General features: G+C 59.7%; 13 protein-coding genes and 1 pseudogene. 6 read left to right on the top strand and 8 right to left on the bottom strand.

Translation table 11 applies throughout. The features are described from left to right. Positions 1-62: 62 nt before the first annotated feature. A complete protein-coding gene (locus QME24_RS14510) occupies positions 63-2276 on the bottom strand; it encodes a DNA internalization-related competence protein ComEC/Rec2 (protein ID WP_280091578.1) in 2214 nt (737 codons plus the stop codon). 142 nt (positions 2277-2418) lie between these two features. On the opposite strand from QME24_RS14510, the pseudogene QME24_RS14515 reads away from it, so the two are divergent. After that, positions 2419-2931 (top strand): annotated as a pseudogene (locus tag QME24_RS14515) (DUF2062 domain-containing protein); the annotation flags it as partial. Between the two features lie 3 nt (positions 2932-2934). Here the strand turns inward: QME24_RS14515 and QME24_RS14520 are convergent. The 3 genes from QME24_RS14520 to QME24_RS14530 all read right to left on the bottom strand — a co-directional run bounded on the left by QME24_RS14520 (position 2935) and on the right by QME24_RS14530 (position 5413). After that, positions 2935-3714 carry an ABC transporter permease gene (locus QME24_RS14520; RefSeq protein ID WP_009681883.1) on the bottom strand — a complete coding sequence of 260 codons (780 nt, stop codon included), beginning with the start codon at positions 3712-3714 and terminating at the stop codon, positions 2935-2937. Then, the gene (locus QME24_RS14525; RefSeq protein WP_280091577.1) at positions 3711-4643 is read right to left on the bottom strand and encodes an ABC transporter ATP-binding protein; all 933 of its coding nucleotides are present in this window, start codon (positions 4641-4643) and stop codon (positions 3711-3713) included. Before QME24_RS14525 ends, QME24_RS14520 begins: the two co-directional genes overlap by 4 nt. A 146-nt stretch (positions 4644-4789) precedes the next feature. After that, positions 4790-5413 carry a glutathione S-transferase gene (locus QME24_RS14530; protein ID WP_054906176.1) on the bottom strand — a complete coding sequence of 208 codons (624 nt, stop codon included), beginning with the start codon at positions 5411-5413 and terminating at the stop codon, positions 4790-4792. Between the two features lie 286 nt (positions 5414-5699). On the opposite strand from QME24_RS14530, the gene QME24_RS14535 reads away from it, so the two are divergent. Beyond that, positions 5700-8147, top strand: coding sequence for an acyl-CoA dehydrogenase (locus QME24_RS14535; protein WP_280091576.1), 2448 nt, complete (start codon positions 5700-5702; stop codon positions 8145-8147). A 78-nt stretch (positions 8148-8225) separates the two neighbouring features. Continuing rightward, the gene (locus QME24_RS14540) at positions 8226-8636 is read left to right on the top strand and encodes a PA2817 family protein (RefSeq protein ID WP_280091575.1); all 411 of its coding nucleotides are present in this window, start codon (positions 8226-8228) and stop codon (positions 8634-8636) included. A gap of 12 nt (positions 8637-8648) precedes the next feature. On the opposite strand, the gene QME24_RS14545 is transcribed toward QME24_RS14540, so the two are convergent. Next, the gene (locus QME24_RS14545; protein ID WP_154211993.1) at positions 8649-10184 is read right to left on the bottom strand and encodes a hypothetical protein; all 1536 of its coding nucleotides are present in this window, start codon (positions 10182-10184) and stop codon (positions 8649-8651) included. Between the two features lie 254 nt (positions 10185-10438). Here QME24_RS14545 and QME24_RS14550 point away from each other — a divergent pair, with 254 nt between their 5' ends. The 3 genes from QME24_RS14550 (at position 10439) to QME24_RS14560 (ending at position 12401) form a co-directional block, all read left to right on the top strand. After that, entirely contained in the window at positions 10439-10996 is a 558-nt protein-coding gene (locus QME24_RS14550; RefSeq protein ID WP_232892514.1) for a fimbrial protein, read from the top strand. A 65-nt stretch (positions 10997-11061) separates the two neighbouring features. After that, complete coding sequence (locus QME24_RS14555) at positions 11062-11787, top strand: molecular chaperone (RefSeq protein WP_009681876.1); 726 nt, start codon at positions 11062-11064, stop codon at positions 11785-11787. Positions 11788-11861: 74 nt separating this feature from the next. Then, entirely contained in the window at positions 11862-12401 is a 540-nt protein-coding gene (locus QME24_RS14560; protein WP_054906171.1) for a fimbrial protein, read from the top strand. A gap of 389 nt (positions 12402-12790) precedes the next feature. On the opposite strand, the gene QME24_RS14565 is transcribed toward QME24_RS14560, so the two are convergent. The 3 genes from QME24_RS14565 to QME24_RS14575 all read right to left on the bottom strand — a co-directional run bounded on the left by QME24_RS14565 (position 12791) and on the right by QME24_RS14575 (position 22070). Further along, on the bottom strand, positions 12791-16639 hold the full coding sequence (locus QME24_RS14565; RefSeq protein WP_280091574.1) for a sugar-binding protein: 3849 nt from the start codon (positions 16637-16639) through the stop codon (positions 12791-12793). Positions 16640-16711: 72 nt separating this feature from the next. Continuing rightward, on the bottom strand, positions 16712-19594 hold the full coding sequence (locus tag QME24_RS14570; RefSeq protein ID WP_280091573.1) for a hypothetical protein: 2883 nt from the start codon (positions 19592-19594) through the stop codon (positions 16712-16714). Between the two features lies 1 nt (position 19595). Continuing rightward, complete coding sequence (locus QME24_RS14575; protein ID WP_235767974.1) at positions 19596-22070, bottom strand: hypothetical protein; 2475 nt, start codon at positions 22068-22070, stop codon at positions 19596-19598. Positions 22071-22141 lie beyond the last annotated feature (71 nt).

Raw genomic sequence — 22141 nt, forward strand, 5'->3', positions numbered from 1 at the left:
CTGTCATGGCGAACCCCTGGGGCATAGAAAATGTCATGGCAAGCACCTGCAAGCCCCTCCCCTCACTCCACCCGAGCCCGCCAGAACCGCCGCTGTCCCCGCATCCCCTCAACCTCCCCCCACCCACCCAGCACCAACCGCAAAGCCCCCTGCACCGCCGTGTCATGCACCACCACCCCATGCCGCCGGTACCGCTCCACCACCTGCGCATGCGGGTGTCCAAAGCTATTATTGCGCCCCCGCGATATCAGCACCCCACGCGGCGCCGTGGCACGCATGAACCCCTCGCTGGAGGAACTGCGGCTGCCATGGTGCGGCGACTGCAGCCAGTCAATGCGTGGCGCGTCGGTCGCCGCCAGCCAGGCACGCTCCGCCCCTACCTCCATGTCGCCGGCCAGCAACAACCGCTCACCCTGCGCCTCGACCAGCAACACACAGGAGCGGTCATTACTGCTGCGCCCATCCGCCCAGCGCCACAGCGAAAAACCCACGCCATCCCATTCCCATTGCTCGCCACTGGCACAGGGTTGCAACTGAACATCATCCAGCGCTTCCCCACCGATAACCCGCTCGACCGGCAAACCCCGCTGTATCGCCCCAGCACCGCCGGCATGATCGGCGTGGGCATGGCTGATCAGCATCACGTCCAGGTGACTCACCCCCAACTTGCGCAAGGTCGGCAACACCACCCGCTCCCCCAGGTCGCTGTCGCCCCTCGCCGGCCCGGCGTCATACAGCAGGTTGTGATGCCGGGTGCGCAACAGCACCGCCAAGCCTTGGCCAACGTCCAGCTGCCAGACCTCCACCTGCCCGAAAGGCACCGGCTCGCGCGGCACCCAAAGGGCCAACAGCATCACCCCGCCCAACCCTCTCAGCGGCACGCCACGGGGCAGCAGCACCAGCAAAGCCCCCAGGCAGACCAGCAGCCAGGCCCATAGCGGCAGGGCCGGCGGCACCCATGCCGGGCGTTGCTGCGCAACCAGCGCCAGCACCCGAAACAGCACGTCCAGCAAGCCACCTGCCAGCCACAACAAGGCCTCCCCAGCCCCACCCAACGGCAACAACAAGGTACCCAGCAAGGCCAACGGCAGTACCGCCAGGCTCACCCATGGCACCGCCACCAGGTTGGCCAGCGGCGCACTCAGGCTCACCGGCAAGCCCACGGCCAGCAGCACCGGCAACAAACCGATGGCAATCACCCACTGCGCCCGCGTCCAGGCCTGCCATGGCCGCCATGCCCCCAGGCGGGCGCTGAAGCAAAACACCAGCGTGGCCACGGCGCCGAACGACAGCCAGAAGCCCGGAAGCAGCGCCGCCAGCGGCTCGACCAGCAACACGACCACCAGCGCCAGCAACAGTGGCAGGAACGCCCCCAGGTGCCGAAAACGCAGCCGCCAGAGCAACACCACGGCCAGCATCAGACAGGCACGCTGTACCGGCACCCCCGCGCCGGCCAGCCAGCCGTAGGCCAGTGCCGCACCCATGGCCAGCGCGCACGCCGAGGGCAGCCACGGCAGCCGTGCGGGCCACAGCCCCCAGCGGGCCAACCCGGCGACCAGGCCATAGAGCAAACCGGCAACCAGGCCAATGTGCTGGCCGGAAATGACCAACAAGTGCACCGTGCCGGTGGCCTGCAACGTCTGCCAATCTTCCCGCGCCAGGCCGGTCCCGTCGCCGAGCACCAGGGCCACCAGCGCGGCCTGCCGGCCGTTGGCATCGACCGCCAGCAAGCGCTGGCGCAGCGAGTCCCGCCACCCATAGCTGGCCGGCGCCAGCAGCTGCCCCGCCTTCACCGTACCGGTAGCGCCGACCCGCCGGGCCAGCAACTGCGCTTCACGGTCCGGCCCATGCGGGTTCAACAACCCGGCGGGGCGCTGCAAGGTCACCGCCAGCCGCCACTGCTCGCCGGCCCGTACCGGCGGCCCGTCGAACCAGCTGACTTGCAGGCGTTGTGGCAATTCGGCACGGCGCGAACGGGCGGCCTCCAGCTCGAAACGCACACCGTGCGCCGTGCGTGCCGGCAAGCCGACCACCCGCCCCTCCAGCCACAAGGTGCGGCCATCCAAAGCGGCCGCCAGCCGGTCATCCAGGGCCTGCTGGGCAGACCAGCTGGCCCAGCACAGCCCCAACAGAAAACAGCCCAATGGCCACCCGCGGGTGAACAGGCAGACGCCAGCGCAAGCCGCCAGCACCCACAACCACCCGTCCGGTGGCAATACAGGAAGAAAGCCCAGGCACAGCAGCCCGAGCGCAAGCGCCAACATCCCTGTGCGCATGAGGTAGAGCTCCAGAAGCCAAATCACCTTCTGAGGCATAGCCCAATTGCCGGCACGGCTTGCTCAACAATTGTCACAAACTCTGAACGAGGCTGAGCGGGAATAAGGGCATACTGCCCGGGTCAACGCTCCGGGAGCCTACATGCCGCGCCGACTTTTCAAACGCTACATGCCGGACCCGACCAGTATTCGGGAACACAAGTCCTTACGCTTTTTCGGCAAGTTGCTGCACGACCCGAACCTCTGGCACCTGAACCGCCATTCGGTGGCGCGGGCCATGGGCGTTGGCCTGTTCGCGGCACTGATCCCGATGCCGGCGCAGATGCTGCTGGCCGCCGCGCTGGCCATTCCGGTACGCGGCAACCTGCCGATCGCGGTCAGCCTGGTGTGGTTGACCAACCCACTGACGATGCCGCCGGTGTTCTTCGTCACCTACATGACCGGCGCCTGGCTGATGCAGGTACCACCGCGCACATTGCCTGACGAACTGACCTTCGAGTGGATCACCGACCAGCTGTCGACGCTGTGGCAACCCTTCCTGCTCGGCTCGGTGGTGTGCGGCGTGGTGCTGGGCATCCTTGGCTACTTCGGCACCATGCTGTACTGGCGCTGGTGGGTGGGCCGGCAGTGGCGGCGCCGCCAATGCCGGTGCAAGGCCTCAGGCGCGCATGCCGCGGCCGCTGACCAGCAGGCGCACACACAGCAGGTAGAGCACCGCGGTGGCCACCAGCATGAAGGTGATCGCCGTACCGATGCTGATATCCGACACCCCTAGGATGCCGTAGCGGAACGAGTTGACCATGTGCAGCACCGGGTTGGCCAGCGACACGGTCTGCCAGAATGGCGGCAGCAGGTTGATCGAATAGAACACCCCGCCCAGGTAAGTCAGTGGCGTCAGCACGAAGGTCGGGATGATCGAAATGTCATCGAAGTTGCGCGCGAACACCGCGTTGACGAAGCCCAGCAGCGAGAAAATGGTCGCGGTCAACAGCACCACGGCCACGGTCACGCCCAGGTGGTGAACCTGCAGGTCGGTGAAGAACATCGACAGGATGGTCACGATCACCCCCACCGCCAGGCCACGCAACACGCCGCCCAGCACATAGCCGACGAGAATGATGTGCGGCGATACCGGCGACACCATCAACTCTTCGATCGAGCGCTGGAACTTGCTGCCGAAGAAGCTCGACACCACGTTGCCATAAGAGTTGGTGATCACCGACATCATGATCAGCCCGGGCACGATGTACTGCATGTAGGTGAAACCACCCATGTCACCGATCTGCCGGCCGATCAGGTTACCGAAAATCACGAAGTACAGGACCATGGTGATCGCGGGCGGCAGCAGGGTCTGCGGCCAGATGCGCAGAAAACGCCGCACTTCACGGTAGACGATGGTGTTCAGGGCGACCCAGTTGGTACGCAGTTCCACACTCATACGGCCACCTTCGACAGGTTTTTTTCCACCAGGGACACGAACAGCTCCTCGAGTCGGTTGGTCTTGTTGCGCAGGCTTTGCACTTCGATGTTCTGCAAGGCCAGCTGGCCGAACAGCGCGGTAATGCCGATGTCCTTGTCCACCTGCACTTCCAGCGTGTGCGGTGTCAGCAGCCGGCTAGGGTAGCCTTGCAACACCGGCGCCGTGGCCAGGTCCTGCTTGAGGTCGAGGACGAAGGTTTCGACATGCAGCTTGCCCAGCAACTGGCGCATGCTGGTGTTCTCGACGATGGTGCCGTGGTCGATGATGCCGATGTTACGGCACAGCTGCTCAGCCTCTTCCAGGTAATGGGTGGTGAGGATGATGGTGATGCCCTTCTGGTTCAGCTCGGTGAGAAAGCTCCACATCGACCGGCGCAGCTCGATGTCCACCCCGGCGGTAGGTTCGTCCAGGATCAGCAGGCGCGGCTCGTGAATCAGCGCGCGGGCAATCATCAGGCGGCGCTTCATGCCACCAGACAACGAACGCGACTGCACGTCGCGCTTGTCCCACAGGCCCAGCTGGGTCAGGTATTGCTCGGCGCGCTCCTTGGCCAGTTTAGGCGGGATACCGTAGTAGCCGGCCTGGGTCACCACGATATCGAAGGTTTTCTCGAACTGGTTGAAGTTGAATTCCTGCGGCACCACGCCCAGGCAGCGCTTTAGCGCGGCGGGCTCGCGGTCCAGGTCATGGCCGAACACGTTGACCGTGCCGCTGGTCTTGTTCACCAGCGTGGACAGGATGCCGATGGTGGTGGACTTGCCGGCGCCGTTGGGACCGAGCAAGGCGAAGAAGTCACCTTCGGCAACGTCCAGGTCGATGCCCTTGAGGGCCTGGAAGCCGTTGCCGTAGGTTTTGGTGAGCTGTCGGATGGACAGGGCAGAACTCATAGCGGGTCACTTACCGAAGAATAAGGTGCAGGACACGCCAGATAACGTCACTGGCGCAGTGAGTGCGGCCAATGGTGCAAGGCCTGGCCGCACAAGTACAGTCATGTGTATTGATAGTGACTATCGAAACAGCCGTGGTGTTCGATTCAGGTCAGCGCCGTCATCACCGCAGCCTGGTAGGCCGGGCGTGCCTTGAGGCGTGCGTACCACGCTTCCAGATGCTGCATGGCCGGGCGCTCGATGGGCAGCTCGAACCAGGCGTAGGCGAAGCACCCCAGTGGGATGTCGCCCATGCCGATCTGGTCACCGGAAAGATACGGCTGCTGGGCCAGGGCAGCATCGGCCATCGCCAGCAGCTCGGCACAGCGCTTGTGCGCAGCGTTGATCGCCACCCAGTCGCGCTGGTCTTCCGGGGTACGCAGCAGGCCCCAGAACAGCGGGCGGAAGGGGGTTGCCAAGGCCGAGGTGGTCCAGTCCATCCACTTGTCGGCCAGGGCGCGCTGGCGCGGGTCTTCCAGGTACCAGCCTTGCTCGGCGCCGTACTCGGCGCACAGGTAGCGGACGATGGCGTTGGACTCCCACAGGACCAGGTCGCCGTCCTCCAGCAGGGGCACCAGGCCATTGGGGTTGCGCGCGCGGTAGTGCGGCTCGTTGACCACGCCGAAAGCGCCGCCGGCGTCGATGGACGCGAAGTCCAGGCCCAGTTCGTGGGCAATCCACAGCGCCTTGCGCACATTGCTCGAATTCTTGCGGCCCCAGATCTTCAGCATGGCAACGTCCTTATGAATGTGGAGGGCTGCACAGTCTACTCCAGAGTTTTCTCGCCTGTACCGGCCTCTTCGCGGGCGCGCCCGCTCCCACAGGTGCCTCACCCGTCTCGAACCCTGTGATATCCCTGTGGGAGCGGGCGTGCCCGCGAAGAGGCCGGCACAGGCTGAAAATATCCTGAAACTCCCACCGCCACACCCTGTCACTGTTCTGACCCTGCCGTTCACGGCGTTACGTCTAAGCTGTCTGGGACGGTTCAAGCTCCCCTGGTTCCAAGGAGGACCGATTATGTTGCTGTTATGGTTGGTAGTGCTGGTGATCGGCGCGGCATACCTCACGCACCGGCGCCTGGCGCCCCTGCAGATTCTCGGCATCGTGGCGGCCTACGTCCTGCTGATGAGCATTTTCAGCAACGCCCCCGGCTGGCTGCTGGCGCTGATCTGGATCGTGCTGGCGTTCAAGGTGGCCGTGGTGGCGCTGCCCGACTGGCGCCGCAGGGTACTTACCGGCCGGGTGTTCAGCTGGTTCCAGCGCACCCTGCCGCCCATGTCGCAAACCGAGCGCGAAGCGATCGACGCAGGCACCGTCTGGTGGGACGGCGAGCTGTTCAGTGGCCGCCCCGACTGGCGCACACTGCTCGCCTACCCGGCACCGACGCTGACCGAGGAGGAACAGGCCTTCATCGACGGCCCCACCGAAGCGCTCTGCGCAATGGTCAGCGACTGGCAGATCGGCCAGGACCTCGACCTGCCGCCCGAAGCGTGGGCGCATATCAAGTCGAACGGTTTCTTTGCCCTGATCATCCCCAAGGAATATGGCGGTAAAGGTTTCTCCGCCTATGCCCACTCCCAGGTGGCGATGAAGCTGGCCACCCGCAGCGGCGACCTGGCCTCGACCGTGATGGTGCCCAACTCCCTGGGGCCCGCTGAGTTGCTGCTGCACTACGGCACCGATGAGCAACGCAACCACTACCTGCCGCGCCTGGCCCGTGGCGAAGAAATCCCCTGCTTCGCCCTCACCGGCCCATTGGCCGGCTCCGACGCTGGCGCCATGCCCGACACTGGTGTCATCTGCAAAGGCCAATGGCAAGGCGAAGAAGTCCTCGGCCTGCGCCTGAACTGGGAAAAGCGCTATATCACCCTCGGCCCGGTCGCGACCTTGCTGGGCCTGGCCTTCAAGGCCTACGACCCGGACCATTTGCTGGGCGAGCAGGAAGAACTGGGCATCAGCCTGGCCCTGATCCCCACCGACACCCCCGGCGTAGAAATCGGCAAGCGCCACCTGCCGCTGGGCGCTGCCTTCATGAACGGCCCCAACAGCGGCAAGGACGTGTTCGTGCCGCTGAGCTTCCTGATCGGTGGCCAGGCCATGCTCGGCAAGGGCTGGATGATGCTGATGAACTGCCTGTCGGTGGGCCGCTCGATTTCCCTGCCCGCCGTCGGCACGGGGGCGGCCAAGTACACCAGCCTGGTCACCGGCCAGTACGCCACTATCCGTGAACAGTTCAACGTGCCGCTTGCCGCGTTCGAGGGCATCCAGGAATCCCTGGCACGCATCGGCGGCAACGCCTGGCTGATGGACAGCGCCCGCCTGCTCACCGCCAAGGCCGTGGACCTGGGCGAAAAGCCCTCGGTGCTGTCGGCGATTCTCAAGTACCACCTCACCGAGCGCGGCCGTGAATGCATCCAGCATGCCATGGACGTGCACGGCGGCAAGGGCATCATCATGGGCCCGAACAACTACCTGGGCCGGAACTGGCAGGGGGCGCCGATCTTCATCACCGTCGAGGGCGCCAATATCCTCTCGCGCAACCTGATGATCTTCGGCCAGGGCGCCATCCGTTGCCACCCGTTCGTGCTCAAGGAAATGGCCCTGGCAAGCCGTGAAGACCGCGACCAGGCCCTGAAGGAATTCGACGACCTGCTGATGAAGCACATCATGTTCGCTGCCGGCAACGCGGCAAGCACACTCGTGTTCAACCTTGGGCTGGGTCGATTGGAGAATGTGCCCGGTGATGCCTTGAGCCAAGGCTACTTCCGCGCCCTCAACCGCCAGGCATCAGCCTTTGCTCTGCTGGCCGACCTGTCGATGATGCTACTGGGCGGCGCGCTCAAACGTCGCGAACGCCTCAGCGCGCGGCTGGGCGACGTCCTGAGCTACCTGTACTTGGCCAGCGCCGCGCTCAAGCGCTATCACGACCTCGGCTCACCCCAGCACATGCAGCCCCTGCTGCGCTGGGCCATGGAAGAAAGCCTGGGCCAGGCGGAAACAGCCCTGGATAGGCTGCTGGACAATTTCCCCAACCGCTTCATTGGCTGCGCCCTGCGCGTGCTGGTGTTCCCCTTTGGCCGTCGTCACACCGGGCCCAGCGATGAACTGGACGCCGAAGTGGCAGCGCTGATTGGGCGTAGCAAAGGTGACCCGGCGCTGGAAGAGCTGCTTTCCGGTTGCTTCAGGCCAAAAACCGATGGAGATCCAGTGGCGGCGCTGCAACGGGCCTGCGAGTTGCTGGAGGAAGCTGCACCCTTGCACAAGGCGCTGCATCAGGCGATCAAGGGTGGCAAGGTACAGCCGACCCCTGGGCAATCGGCAATTGATGCAGCGGTAAAGGCCGGTGCGCTTCAGCCAGGTGAAGGCCTACAGCTGCATGAGGCTGAAAAAGCCCGCAGGATCGTGATTGATGTGGACGCGTTCGACAAAGCGCAGTTGCTGCCTGAGCACGGCAAGGTACGCTGAAACCAGGGGCCGTTTTGCGGCCCCCTCCCTCCCGGCGTATACTCCGCGCCCGTTTGACCTATCTCGAGGACCATGCCCATGGCCACCCCCCACCTGCAATACCACCTGCAACTGCTGAACCACCTGCGCACCATCTTGGAGGCCCTGGGTGACGCCGAGCAGGTACCGGAGGAAAGCCACGCCCTGTTCCTGGAGCGCTTCGACGAACTACTGACCCTACTGCCGCAGGACCCACTGCAAAGCCAGTACCTGGGCCAGGACCTGACCTGTCAGGTGATCCAGCGCTACCCACAGATCGCTCATCTGGTACCCCGCGATTTGCTGTGGTTCTTCGGTGGTGACTGCCTGCATTTCATGCCTGACGAAGAGTTGGACCTGTACCAGCAACTCGAGGAGCGTCGCTACGAAGCCGAGCGCAACGACGAGCCGTTCGACTGGCACCAGGAAAAGCAGTTGCTGGCCCAGACGCCTCCATCGACCCACCACTGAACGGGCCATTGCTCAACGCGAGTAGTAGTCGACCAGCGTGTCAATATCGAGCATCGGCATCGCAATGATTGTCAGCCCCCAGCGCCATTCATCCACAGCGAAGGTGTCCTCCCCCATGACGACAGAGTAAGGGCTTGGGTTGCTCACATCTGGCCTGAAAACGCCAGCAATAACCGAGCCATTACCCGCAAGAACCCGCCACGATACCTGCGAGTCCGCAACCGCTTTTTCCTCTTGACGTCCGTTTAAGTAAAACAGTGAAAGTTTAAGGCCCAAGGCGTGCCGGGCAACCCGGATAAAGTGCGTGGGATGTACCCAGCGAATCACAAACGTGGCATAGGCCTCCTGCCACGTGTCTGTTACTTTAATGATATCTGTCTCGGTCGGAGTAACCAGGGACGCGCGGCAGGCGGCAGGTATGAATGTGTCTCCCCCCGTATTGAAACGCACCGCCGCTGGCAGTGATTGCGGCGGTTTGTAGTAGTGCTTGCCGTTCTGCACGAGCAACTCGCCATGCAGTGTGCCCTCCGCACCCCAGACTGGCTGCGCTCCCGCTGACATCAGCTGGATCTCTTCCAGATCGCCTCCATAATCGCAAAAACTAATCAGCGGAGAGCACTTCAGCGCCTGCGCCTGGGTACTTACTTTGGTTTGCGCCATCTCAGAGCCAGAAAGAGCATATACGGCAAAATAAAAATTGCCCGGCGGTATGTACCCTCCCAGGGTCCACTTCATTGACCAGCTGGGCGCGAACAGACCAACTACCCAGTCTTTGTCCACTGGCGGCAGCTGGGTCAGGGTGATTGGGAATGCCCCGACCTCAAAGGCGATAGCGACGTCTTCGGATGCCGGCACCAGAATCGGATCTGATTGGGCGGCTACCTGACCCGGGCCGTTGAAGACGTTGACCCGGATTCGTGACTGGTCATATTCGAAATAAACCCATACGTCGTCAAGAGCAACAGAAACTGGCTTTGACAAAGTCGCGACCTTCATGCGCTTCAAGGGCTCGAAGTGCTCCTTGAACCGGTCAGCGCTCAATCGGTCATTTGCTATCACGTAAGTGGCAGGTTGCTCCCAGTGCACCACCGCCTCACTGCCTTTCCATTTGTGGTATTCGATATGGCTGCTGTTGAGACCGAGGGTCACCTCAAGCACCTTGCCCGCGCTGGCGTCCGACTGCTCGATTCTCACAGCCTGGCGCGCATTCATGCCAATAGGTGTATTCAACGATAGCCGCAGGTCGGTCAGCAGGTTCTTGTCCAGTTTCAATGTTCGCGCTGACGTTTCGAACCGCAACTTTGGGTAACCCAGATGCACCAAGCTCAGCTCCCAAGTCGTTCTGTTCATCTCGCGCTCGGAAACCACCAACTCAGGCCAGTCCATATCGTGACCAATGAGTGCATGGCGCTTTGCCCATAAACCGTTCAGCTGTGTTTCATCGTTAAGGGCATAGAGGAGCAATATCGCAGACTCTGCGGCGGCCGCTGAGTCTGAGACTTCTTTAGCCACAGGCTTATTGCTTTCTTTCTCTTTGTGCATGCTCATGCCCCACTCCCATCAACAAAGCACTGATATGCCCATAATCAGGCAGCATTGAAAACTGGCATTTTTACCAGTTGTCGGGCGGCAAGAAGCGACTCACTCTTGAAGCAGAATCACGCATTAGGCTTTTACTATGTACTTATCAGTATTTTCCTACATGCGACCATTCCCAAACGACCTAATCTTTTCTCCCCCTGCCGTCAAGTTTTTCGGCAGAAATCCATAGGCCGAAATGCCCTGCCTACAACGGGTCCACAGTGGAGTACAACATGAAGAAGAAGCTTATCCCGCTTGCCATCTTGCTTGGCCTTGCCAGCAATGCAGCACTCGCCAATACTGGCTCGATCAACTTCTACGGCCAGGTGCACGCCGGTACTTGCCCGATCGAAATCATTGACCCGTCGACCGGCCTGCCGGTAGCCCGCATCAACATGGGCAACGTCAGCGTTTCGCAGTTCGCAGCCACAGGCGATGAAGCTGCATCGCGCGCCTTCGGCATGCGCGTGACCCCAGGTAATGGCTGTACTGTAACCCCTAATACCAGTGCCCAGGTGACTTTCACTGGCGCCTATGGCGGTGCCGGTACTGGTGGTACGCTGTATGCGCTGGAGCCAGGCGGGGCAGCCGACTTGGCCTTGATTATCAAGGACAATGCCGGTACACCGATAGACAACGGCTCGCCTTCCAAGGATTACCCACTGGATGACGCGAACCCCACCACGATGATTTTCTCTGCGGCCTATAAGTCCATTGGCACCGGGGTCACCGCCGGCACCGCCAATACCGATGTGCAATTTCTTGTCAACATCCCATGAGAAAGCACCTCAGGCGAACTGACGTCGCCTGAGGTGTCTTCATACCATTCAAAAGGTATCGCCAGATGAAGATTCACCTGCGCCGCCTTGCCTTGGGTATTTGCTTCGCGAGCATGATGCAGACCGCTCAGGCAGCGCTAACCGTCAATACCACGCGAATCGTGTTCGACAGCGACAACAGCAGCACCTCTGTAGTGATCGCCAACCCCAGCCCCCGCCCCTATGCGGTGCAAACCTGGGTCAACACCGCGAAGGACGACACCGATACAGCCGTCCCTCTGGCGACTTCGCCCGGGTTGTTCCGCCTGGACCCCGGCAAGGAGCAAATGGTGCAGATCAGCCGCCTGCCCAACAAGTTGCCCAAGGATCGGGAAACGCTGTTCTACCTCAATGTTCAGGAGATCCCCGAAGCAACGCCGGGGGATGTCAACGTACTCAATATTGCGCTGCGCACGCGCCTGAAGCTTTTCTATCGCCCCAAAGAATTGAAAGACCGGCCCGCAGAGCGCATCGGTGAGCTGGAGTGGTCCGTGCGCCAACGCGCTGGGCGTGTCGAACTCGTGGTACACAACCCAACGCCCTACCATTACACATTCGGCCGCCTGGAAGTCAGCAGTGCAGGCAAAACAGAGGCAATCCAGGCCATGGCCATGGCGCGGCCATTTGATCTGCAGGTTTATGACCTGACCCAAATCAAAACGCTCACTGGCTTGCAACTGACCTTTACCACCATCAATGACTACGGGGTCGCCACCACGCCGATGCAAAAAGCACTGTCGAGCCTGCCCTGAGCCCCTTGCGTCACCTCAATCGAGCCCTTTGGGCTCGTTTGCTATTCCGACTTACCTGTAACAGGACAGCTTATATGAAGCCCTTAGTCGTAGCCTTTGGACTGGCAATTTCCAGCCAACAAGCGCTTGCAAACACGGGTTCAATCAACTTCTTTGGCCAGGTCCACAGCGGGACCTGTGCAGTTGAAATCATCGACCCTTCAACCGGCCTGCCCGCCAGCAGGATCTACATGGGCGAAGTATCCACTGCCCAGTTCAAGCAGCCAGATGATGAGGCCGCAAACCGCGCCTTCGGTTTGCGCCTTACCCCCGGTGGCGGCTGCATACTGCTCCCCGGTGCCAATACCAGCGTAACCTTCACCGGAAGTTACGGCGGCGCCGGCGCCAGCGGCACGTTGTACGCCCTGGAGCCAGGTGGCGCCACGGGGTTGGCCTTGATCATCAAGGACAATGTGGGTACACCGGTAGACAATGGAATCGCCTCCAAACAATATCCCCTGCATGACAGCAAACCTACTGACATGTTGTTTTCTGCGGCTTACAAAGCGATCGATACACAGGTAACCGCTGGTTCCGCCAACAGTGATGTGCAGTTCACGGTGGCCATACCGTAAGCGTTGAAAAATCGGGCCTCACGGCCCGATGCCGGTCAGCTAAGCCTTGGTGGCAGCCATGGGGCCGCTTTGCAGCCCATCGCCGGCAAGCCAGCTCCCACAGGGATTGCCTTAGGGCTGACAGGTGTTTGCCACAAGGTATGGCAGCGCCTGTTAGAGCGAGCGCAGCTCGCGATTGCGCCGCGCGGGCGGCGCTCGATCTCACAGGCGCTGAAGATGCTCCGGCTACCCTTGCCAGAAACCATAGAATCGCCCACAGGGGCCGGGCAAAACTTGAGGTCTGCCCTGCTCCTGTGGAAGCCCGGCTTGCCGGCGATCGGCTGCAAAGGGGTCTCAAGCGCTTGACTGCTCGACATTAGCTTCACACCCCGATCTTCACAGCAGCTGCTTCATGCCTCCTGGCCTGACAGCCTGTCCAGAGGGTCGTAGCTGTAACCGCCACCATCGTAGCTGCTCAGACGCCCCAAGGCGTCATACGTCAACACCTTGCCCCTGTCATCGACCTTCATGTTGCCGTCCTCATCATATTCCAGGGTGAAGTCGGCATAGTCTGCATGCGTGTTAGTCACACCCGTCAGCTGGGCAGGGTCGTCATTTTCAAACAGGTACGTGGCCTCATTTGAGTCTTTACTACCGTCCTCTTCTTCGAAATCAGTCAGTACCCAGGTGATATTGTCGAGCGCATCAAAATTGAAGTACTGCTGACGAATGGTTTTACCAGCCGGGTCTTTCGGGCTGTGGGAAAGCAATCCGTCACAGGCATACTCCTCGAGGCGACCACGCCGGTCATATCTGTAACTCTCCTCACGCAAGGCACTACCGTTTTCGGACAGGCGTTTGAACGTGATCTGGTCAAGCAGGCTGTATTCCTGCTCCAGCACCTGAATCCCTTGCACCAGCAGCCCCGCTGTGTCCACCAGCGCCTGCACACTATCATTGGCAAACTGGAAACCTTCGATCGGTGCCTCGACCACGGTATTCAGGAACACGAATCTGCGCAGGCACTCGCGCCCCTGGTGGTCATACTCAAGTTCCGTGGCCAACCCTTGTGTACCGTCGAGCGTGAGAATGCATTGGGTATTGCTCAGCCCATCGTAGAAGAACCGGCTGCTGGTAGACCCCAGCGCAGTCTGCTCCAGCAGGCCACTGGCGTAGTAGGCATAAGTCTGCGTCTGACCGAGAACATCTTTATAGAACAACTGCCGCCCCAACAGGCTGGTGCCATATTCCATTGACCAGGTCTCGTTTCCGATCGTGCGGGTTTCCTGCTTGATCTGGCCTGTACTGAAATAGGCGCGGGCAAGCTCTTCGCCCTCCTCTTTACACCAGGTGAGCCGCGCGTTATGCGGGTCGAATTCATAATCCGCCTGGCGGCCCGGAATGCGCCGCACTTGAGGCTCCTCACCCAACTGCGGAAGGTACTGGTACTCAATGACATTGCCGGCGGCCGTCTTCACTTTGCTTGGTTTGGTCTGGCCTGGCTCGTACTGCATGTGGCGCGCCCGCCCCCCGGTAATGGAGGTGATCATTCGGTTGAGGCCGTCGAAAACCTGCTCACCCAGCATGATGCCGCCGACGCTGATACTGATCGGCAGGTCTTCACTGCTGTGCACGGCATAGTCGCGATGCACCACAGACCTGTCTGCCAGGGTCTGGTCCACCAAACGGCCGAACACGTCATAACTGGAGCGGGTGGTGGTGTCGCGTGCATCGATTTCGCGCACATTTCGCCCCAGCCCGTCATAGAAATACTCATGTTTGGCATACAGCTTGTTCGCCAGGTCGAATCGCCGAACCAGGGCAGGTTGCTCAAACAAATTCAGCCAGGTGGTGGTTTTGCCCAGGCTCATTGTGCCATCGGCAGATTCACTCCACACGGTCTGGGTAGGCAGGTTGCCATTGGGGTCCGCACCGAAAGGGTTAGACCCGATCAGGTCTTGCTCGTGGTACCGCTTGACACCATCCGGACCGATTTCGCACCGCTGCTGCCCCCAGTCGTCGTATTCATACCGGGTCGCCAACGGCATTTGCTCGGCGCCTTTCCAATCGTATTCGACTGCTTCGGTCAACTGGTCAAGCTCATCGTAGGTAAACGCATTAATCGGGCGGAAGACCTGGCGCAGAAGGGCATCCCCACCGTCGACGTCGGCATCATGACGCTCCTCCCTGGCCACTCGCCCCAGGCCATCGATGTACGAGCGGACAGCAACCCCTTTAACATCCACTCGGCTTTGCAATGCCTGGCCACCGGCCCCGCTCACAAGCCCGTATGCGTAGGTACGGGACGCCTTGTACTTATCGTCATTGGGCGACACTGTTTCCCGAATCACACGGCGCAGAGCGTCGTAGGCGTACTCGATCTCAATATCGTTGTCGTCGCGATTCAGAATGGGCTCGCCAATCAGTATCGAATCCTTCAGCGTGATTACCTTGCAAACATTGCGCGGCAGGCCGGTCACTGGGTCGATCTCGCCATTATCGAAACCCGTCACCTGCTGCTCGGTCACCAATACAGGGTGCCCATCAAGGTCATCGGTGCTGTAAGTAAAAGCGGTATTGGTGCTTTTACCGCCCATGGTCAAGGTTTGCAGCAACGGGCGCCCATGGCGCAGCAGGTCGGTGGCAACATTGACCGGGCGCGTGGTAGTGACCTGCAAAGGCGCCTGCTCTACCCCGTCAACCACTTCCAACAGGCTTTCCTGCGTCAGCACCAACCAATCGGACGCGGGCAGTTTGGCAGAGCGAGCCGGGTAGACCACGCGGGGGAGCGCTTCAAACTCGAAGTGTCGCCGCAATATCGGTGCAGGCTCGTCGCCACCCTCTGCAGGGTATTGCGTCACGCGCTTCGGGTTACGCACGAAACCGTCCGGATCATCTTCGCCCGGGTAGTACTCGGTAACGGTACGCTGCCCGGTGGGCAAGGTCTGAGCGATCAGATTGCCGTGCAGGTCATACTCGGTTCTGGTGGCAGGCTCCTCGCGCACCCGGGAGGCATCCCCCTGCACTGACCATCTGCTGCGTTGTTCCAGCGGTAGCTGGAAGTTGCTCGGCTGATTGTCGAATTCAGTTGCCGGATTGCCGTGGTACGTGGTGCTGCTGGCGAGTTGGTTCTTGCCCTGCACAACGACCTCACTCACCTGCAAGTGGAAACGGTTGTAAGTACGCTCGGTGGTACGCAACACCTGATCCGTGCCATCCGCGCCCTTGCCCCATTGGTGGGCCGTACTTGCATACCGGTAATTGGACCTGGCGCGATAAAGGTTGTCTTCGCCATCGTCACGCCAAGTGACATCGCTGCCATTACCTACAAAATTGTGCGGGGCCTGAATCCCCTCATGCAAGATGGTATAGGTGTAGGTGGTTTTCACCGACGGCTGGGCGGCGCCAGGGTTGACTGCATGAGAGGTCACCCGCGGTATCGCTGCCCGCGTCCCTCCCCCTGGCAGCAGGTGGCCGGTATCGCCATTCTCCCCATAGCGAATATCTTCCACACTACCGTAGGGTGTCGAAACCTTGGCCAGGCAAGTCAGCCCATTGGCGAGGGTGTATTCAAACCGCCAGTTGCCACCAGCCTCACCTGGCAAGTCAACTTGGCGCAACTCCCCATCGACCAGGCCGAGCTTGTACTCTGCGACCGGCTTGCCATCATTGGCATAGGGATGCAATTTGAGGTTTACCGTGCTGCCATAGCTGATTTCCAGCAATACCAGGTCCGTGCCGTCGATAATCCGCTCCAGCCGTTGATTATTGTCATACTTCAACAGGATACGATGGCCCGATGCCGCGCGAACTTCTGAAGGCAATGCAACTAGATTATCCCTGGTACCGTACTCGCTCAGGATTTCTTCCATGTGGGATTTGTGAACCACACGATACTGTTTCTTGCCTTCTACACTCTCCTCGAAAAAGCGGAACGTTTCGAGCTTTCTTTCTTTAATGCCTGGCTCGTTGCCAGACCCAGTCACCCGGAAACTTTCGCCGGTATGAAGCCGCAACATGCGAGTTGTCGGAATGTATTGGGTAAGTTCGATATACCAACCCTGGCCAAAGCCAGTATTTTTGTCGCTGAATGGATTGAATACCAGGCGAATCGGCAGGTCTGGGCCAGCTTGATAGTTACCGACAAGGGGGGGCAGGTTGATACTCATCGCATACTGGCCAGTGCGCGGATCGACCGCATTCTGGACAAAACCCGACGCATTGAATGCATTGGAATGAACTACTGTTTCAATAGCCATATTATTGATCATCCGAAGGAGGTTGTGTCGCAACTCACCCCAGTGCCCATGTGCGCTAAGGTGAGCCATTGCTCAACGAATCGAGAGTTTCAGGACGTCGCGATGGGTAATGCCCGCCCTTTCTTCTTCCGCCGTGACGGCAAACGTAAACTTCAATGGATGCGTGTTACCCTCCACATCCAGCAGGGTAAACTCCAAGTCCCTTTCCAATGCCTTGCGATAACCCGGATCTTCAAGACCACAGGACAGCACAAACCCTGAATCCCGCTGCAGGGTGATCATCAATTGCCCGGCACCCGGCTTTGCGCCTAGCACCCTATCTGGCAATGCATAGGCCCGATTCTTTGCCATGCGGTAGAGCAGCCCGTCGAACAACAGTTCGTCCTTTATCTGGCCATTACTCGACTCGAATGAAAACCCGGTAAAGCTGACAAAGTCGTCGTCTTGGACAGGGGGGGTAGACGAGCCCGGCTGCCACGACCAACGCACAGCCGATTTTCTATCGGAATCCTTGATAAACAGTCGTGCAAACTTGGTTATCCGGCCTTCTTTGATAACGTGCTCAAGCAACCAGTTGTCTGTACTGGTGTCGATGTAAGCGAACTCATCCCCTTCAGACGGTGACGTATCCCCCGCCACACGCGTGCGCTTGAAAGAGTACAGCTCCTGGGTAAAGGACGGAATGTCCTGCCCGCGCAATTCCAGTTTACCCTTTTCGCCAAGGTTTTCAGACGTAACCACTTTCCCTGTCAGGGTGTTCTGTATCGAGGCAATCACCCCGATCACCCCCGGCTTACGTGAATGCAGGAAAAACCGGCGATTTCTGGCCCGCAAAGGCGCGCTACCTCCAACTTGCAATCCAGGTTGACGCTGGATATCGTTGGCAACCCTGTTGACCGCCCAGTCTGGCGCGTCATCATCTCCGGCAGCCAAGGCTTCCTCCAGCGGCGCCAGGAACGGCAGATCGTTGTTGTTATCAGCATTCAAGAACTTCAATGTGGCCAGATCGGCGTCGGAGATCTCGACCGGGTTACCATTGCTATCATCGGCAGCAGCAACGGTGACCTCGACTTCGACTTGCTGCCAACCATTGGCGTAGCACTGCGGTGCACCGATGGCTCTAAGTTCGAAATTGGCAATGGTCTCCCATGACAATAGACCGGCTATTTTGTCCTGCCGGCTTTGGCTGAACTCCACGATGGCGTAGCCGGTGCGCTCAATGCCGTCAAACCCAGTCACCACCGCAATCGGCAACTGCGGGCTTTGCGGGGGGATGTATACGCTGTCGTGGAATTCACCTTCCCCATGTACCGTCCAGGTCACAGCGCGACCGAGGTTTTGCTCGAACTCCCGAGACATTATCGTGAACGGTGTAGGCTGCATCGACAGCCCCTGTGCGACGTGAAACGGAACCACGTTAAGGTCCGCCTCCCAGCCAATCACTACCACCGCACCTTCGGCGCTATCCCCGGTAAGCCGGTTGGTGCAACGGATCCGCTGGACCTCGAAATCGCGGCCGCTGCTAGGCGGATAGGGCGTGAAAATGGCCCGACCATTACCTTTGTCGTCCAGCTCCCCTAGCGGCTGATCGAGCGGTTGAACCCGATTAGTGCCGTTGGACAGAAGCACCGCCTCGACCAGGCTCCACTGCAGGCTACCGCCGTCGTCACTAGAGGCGCGGAGCTCGATCGGGGCGTCCCCTGTCACCCACGTGGCAACACGCGGTGCGACATGTACCGTACGGGCGCTTTCCACTACCAACGCGTGGCTAAGCACCGGATCAGGGCCATCAGGCGAAGTCGCGGTTACCAGCACCACCTGCTGGTCCTGCACAAAACTGTCTGCAGGGGTTGGGCTGTAGCTGGCGCCATTGAATGTGCCAACTGCCTTGGGGCGCATCAGGTTGGTGGCCGACCACAGTACCTGGCCCGTTGCGCCATCAGCAGTGAACGCGATGGGTTGCCCAGTTACCACATTCGCGAAGGCAGGCTCGACCGCTAACGCGCCCGCTTTTTTTTGCCAGTTTCCGGTCAAGACAAGATCTGCGTCTGAGCTTGATGCCCGCATCACGAACTCATGGCCACTGGGCAGGCTGAAGGTACTCAGCACATCCTTTACCTCCCCCGCCCCCAGCTCCGCAATGTCCGGTACAAGGATCAGCGTACCCGGCAGATCGCTCGCACCCTCGGCAATCGGGTAAGGGAAGTCGGTGCCTGGGGGTAGCTGGCCGCCTGGGCGCAAGTCGATGCCCAACTTCATGAAAACCAGCACAGCACCGTCCCCGTACCGAGGGCTGCCTTCGCTTTGCCCCCAAGGTGCGGCCATGGTATTGACCATGAACTGCTCCGGGCTCAGCGGGTAGTAGTCGTCCATGACGAAACTGCCCAGGGAATAGGTGTGCTGGTAAGCCCGCATATAGCTGATCGATTGCTGCAGGCGCCGGCCAAGCATGGCCTGGGCATAGGGGGTTGGCCCAAGGTTGGTAGAGTAGCTGTCCGCGCTGGCAAGGTTCAGTTGCAGTTGGGTATGCCGGCTCCCCTTGGGTCGGCCGACCCGCACTTCCAGCGGCGCTTCGACCCGATAGCCCATGGCTTCGGTAAGGGTAAAGCTTTCCACCACGCGCTTGGGTCTGCCAGGAAGCCCCAAGACCCGCATGTACTCCCCGGCGATAATGTTCATCCGCAGCGTCAGGCCCGAGCCGACCCCTGTTGCATGTTCAAAGCTGACTTGGGGCACCCCCAGCACCAGCCCTTGCAGGGTAACGCCGATTCGCTGGCCCTCATCGAGGTAAGCCTCGAGATGGATAGGGTCCATCGCACCGAAGTTACCGAGTGCTTCCAGGTATTGTTCACGAAGTACCAGGTCAAGCAAGCTGCGGTCCAGGGCAAGCACGCCCCCCCAATCTTGCCGTACAGAGGTTTTCTGTTCTTCCGGCGAAGCAAGCCTACGTTCCATCTCACACCTCCTCCAGACCATGGGAAGTCTTGACGCCATTAAGGATATTGGTGTAAGCAGGCCCGGGGACGAACGGCAGTGGCAAGATAACGTAGTCGTGGGTGTCGAACCAATCATCGTTGACCCAGAAAGCCGATATGATTACGTACTGGTCGTTCCCATCGTTGCCAGGCGTGTACACTTGGGTATCCTGGTCGACGGACCCACCGCCGCGAAGCACAGTCCATTCGATTGGCTCAGGAACCTTGACCTTCTGCTTATGTTTGTCCAACTTGTAGAACGGAAGCGCCACCTTGCCATCGTCTCTGACTTCTGGCTCCATCCAGTAATTGGAGCTCTTGGAGCCAACGACCAGCATGTCAATCTTCGCCGAGTGGCCTCCCACAGATCGAACGGTGACCTCGTCCAAGCGCAGCTCGCCGTAGTGCTCCGGCTTGGTCCCGTCGCCAATTGGCAGTTCTAACGGTGCGGTATATTTGTAACCCCCGGGGTTCAGCGGATCGTCATCCGGGGCGACTGTGCCCAGTTCGGGAGTATCCCATGTCACTGCAGCACCGTCGGGAGTACCCGCGGACACCGCAAAGGATCTGCCTACACCCACCACCGCCACCAAGGGGCTGACCGTGATGTGGTTTGGTACAACACTAACCAGTGCTTTGCTGACCAGCTCCCCACTGGTGGCCGTTACGATCAACCGGCGTTGTCCTTCTCTCAGCAACGCGTCATCGGAGGGGGCCGTATACCGCCCTACCGAGGGGTCTTTGAACGACCCTGTGTCGCCGGTTTCGCCAGGGAGGTTACTCACGGTCCAGTTGACACTGGCCGCCGCAGGAGAAACGCTGAATTCGATGACTCCACCCCTTGCCACGATCGGCTCCGAAGGGCTTATCACCATCGTGGTGCGCTTGGGCGCCAATTTGCCCAGCAGGGTCAGGTCGGTCGGCAGGGACACGTCGCGCGGTTCGACAACGTTCTCGCCACGGAAGAGCAAATTATTGAGGCGTAAGGCGTCGATTTCAAACGTCATATCCATGAGTTCGCTGGCTTTTGCCTCGAATTCCGATGCCAGTTTGGTTTCTAACCCAACTACAATGTTTGCGGAATTTTCCCTGGCGGCTGAAGCCGCGTCGCCAGAACCGAAATCATCTTGGATGTCGATTTTCGTATTAACCTTTACATCATCCATCACAAACTTTAGGACCGGCTTAACCTCGGCATCATCAACCACAAACTTATAACTAGCATCAATAGATACAATCGCATTAATATCTAGATTTATAGTACGTCCTGCCGAATCTCCGGTCTGAATAAAATACACCACAGTTCCTGCCACAACTTCGGTGTGCCAGTGCGCCTTAAGCGATCTGCCCTCGAATACAAATTTATCGCCCGGAGAAAACAGCGGAACGTGAACTCCATTAACCGACAGCTTCCAGCGCCAAGGCTGCAGCGTTCCTCCATGACCCTCATCATAATATTCGTAACTTATCCAGTGAGCAGTCTGTCCATTCGCAACCAGTTCATAGCGCTCGCCGGGCAGCTCTCTAACGTCGAATTTACCATTTATCCATTCAAATTGATCCAAGCCACGCTTAATGGCTTGATTAGCTATAAATTTCTGCGAGAGTACCAGATTACTCGTATACGGCTCTACCGCAGCGGGCAACATGTACAGCAATGCGCTATCGTCATGGGGGTAATCACCAGGCTTACTGCCTTGCATGGCAACAAACACGACCACCGCGCCTTCACCAAAATTCTCGGAGCCGAGCAAGGCGCCTCCCGGCGCCGCGTGAGTGCGAATACCAAAAACCCCTGGGTTTATAGGCGAGTTAGCATCAACCACCATCTCGCTGAGCGGGAACTGCGTAATCTCCTTACTCCAACTGTCCAATTGTCCCTTGAAATAAATACCCAACCGTATCCTCTCAGGCCCAGTCGCCCCTCCACTGAAGACATGTTCCGTGCCGTCCTTCAAGTCAAGCAATACCTTGCCGCTATCATTGACGGAACCTTGTACTGCCCTCAGGTCAATGTCCATGTCCAGTATGCCGCGGTTAGCGGCATTATAGATAACCAAGGCGGTTACGCTCCTGACCATCTGGCCAGCGTGAGGCGTGTCAATCACTTCAAGATGCTTTCCGCCCACCAGGCGCATCTGCAACTTACCCTTGGAATACGCGATAGTTGCGTTCTCGAAAGACAGCCGAGGCTTGTCGAGTACCAGGCCATTCAGAACATGTTTGATACCGTTACCTGAGTCAACCACATCGTCCTTCAGCTTGGGGAAAAATGCTTCCTCGATATCGATACGGTCAATGTACTCTTGCGTCAGCAGGGCATTGGTCGCCGCCCTGTCAAACACCAGCAGCGCATCCCACTTGACGGTTTGCGCGCCCTGTTCCATTTTACGCAGAAATTCTTCAAGGGATTGAATACCCACGGCTTGAGCCCGCACAGGTGCTTTACTGTTCATTTATATCCAACTCCATGTGACCCGCGTTAATCAGCGCAACGGCACGCCGCCCCTAAACCTGGCCAGCGCGG

It is taken from the genome of Pseudomonas sp. PARCl1 (assembly GCF_947311875.1).
Lineage (GTDB): Bacteria > Pseudomonadota > Gammaproteobacteria > Pseudomonadales > Pseudomonadaceae > Aquipseudomonas > Aquipseudomonas juntendi.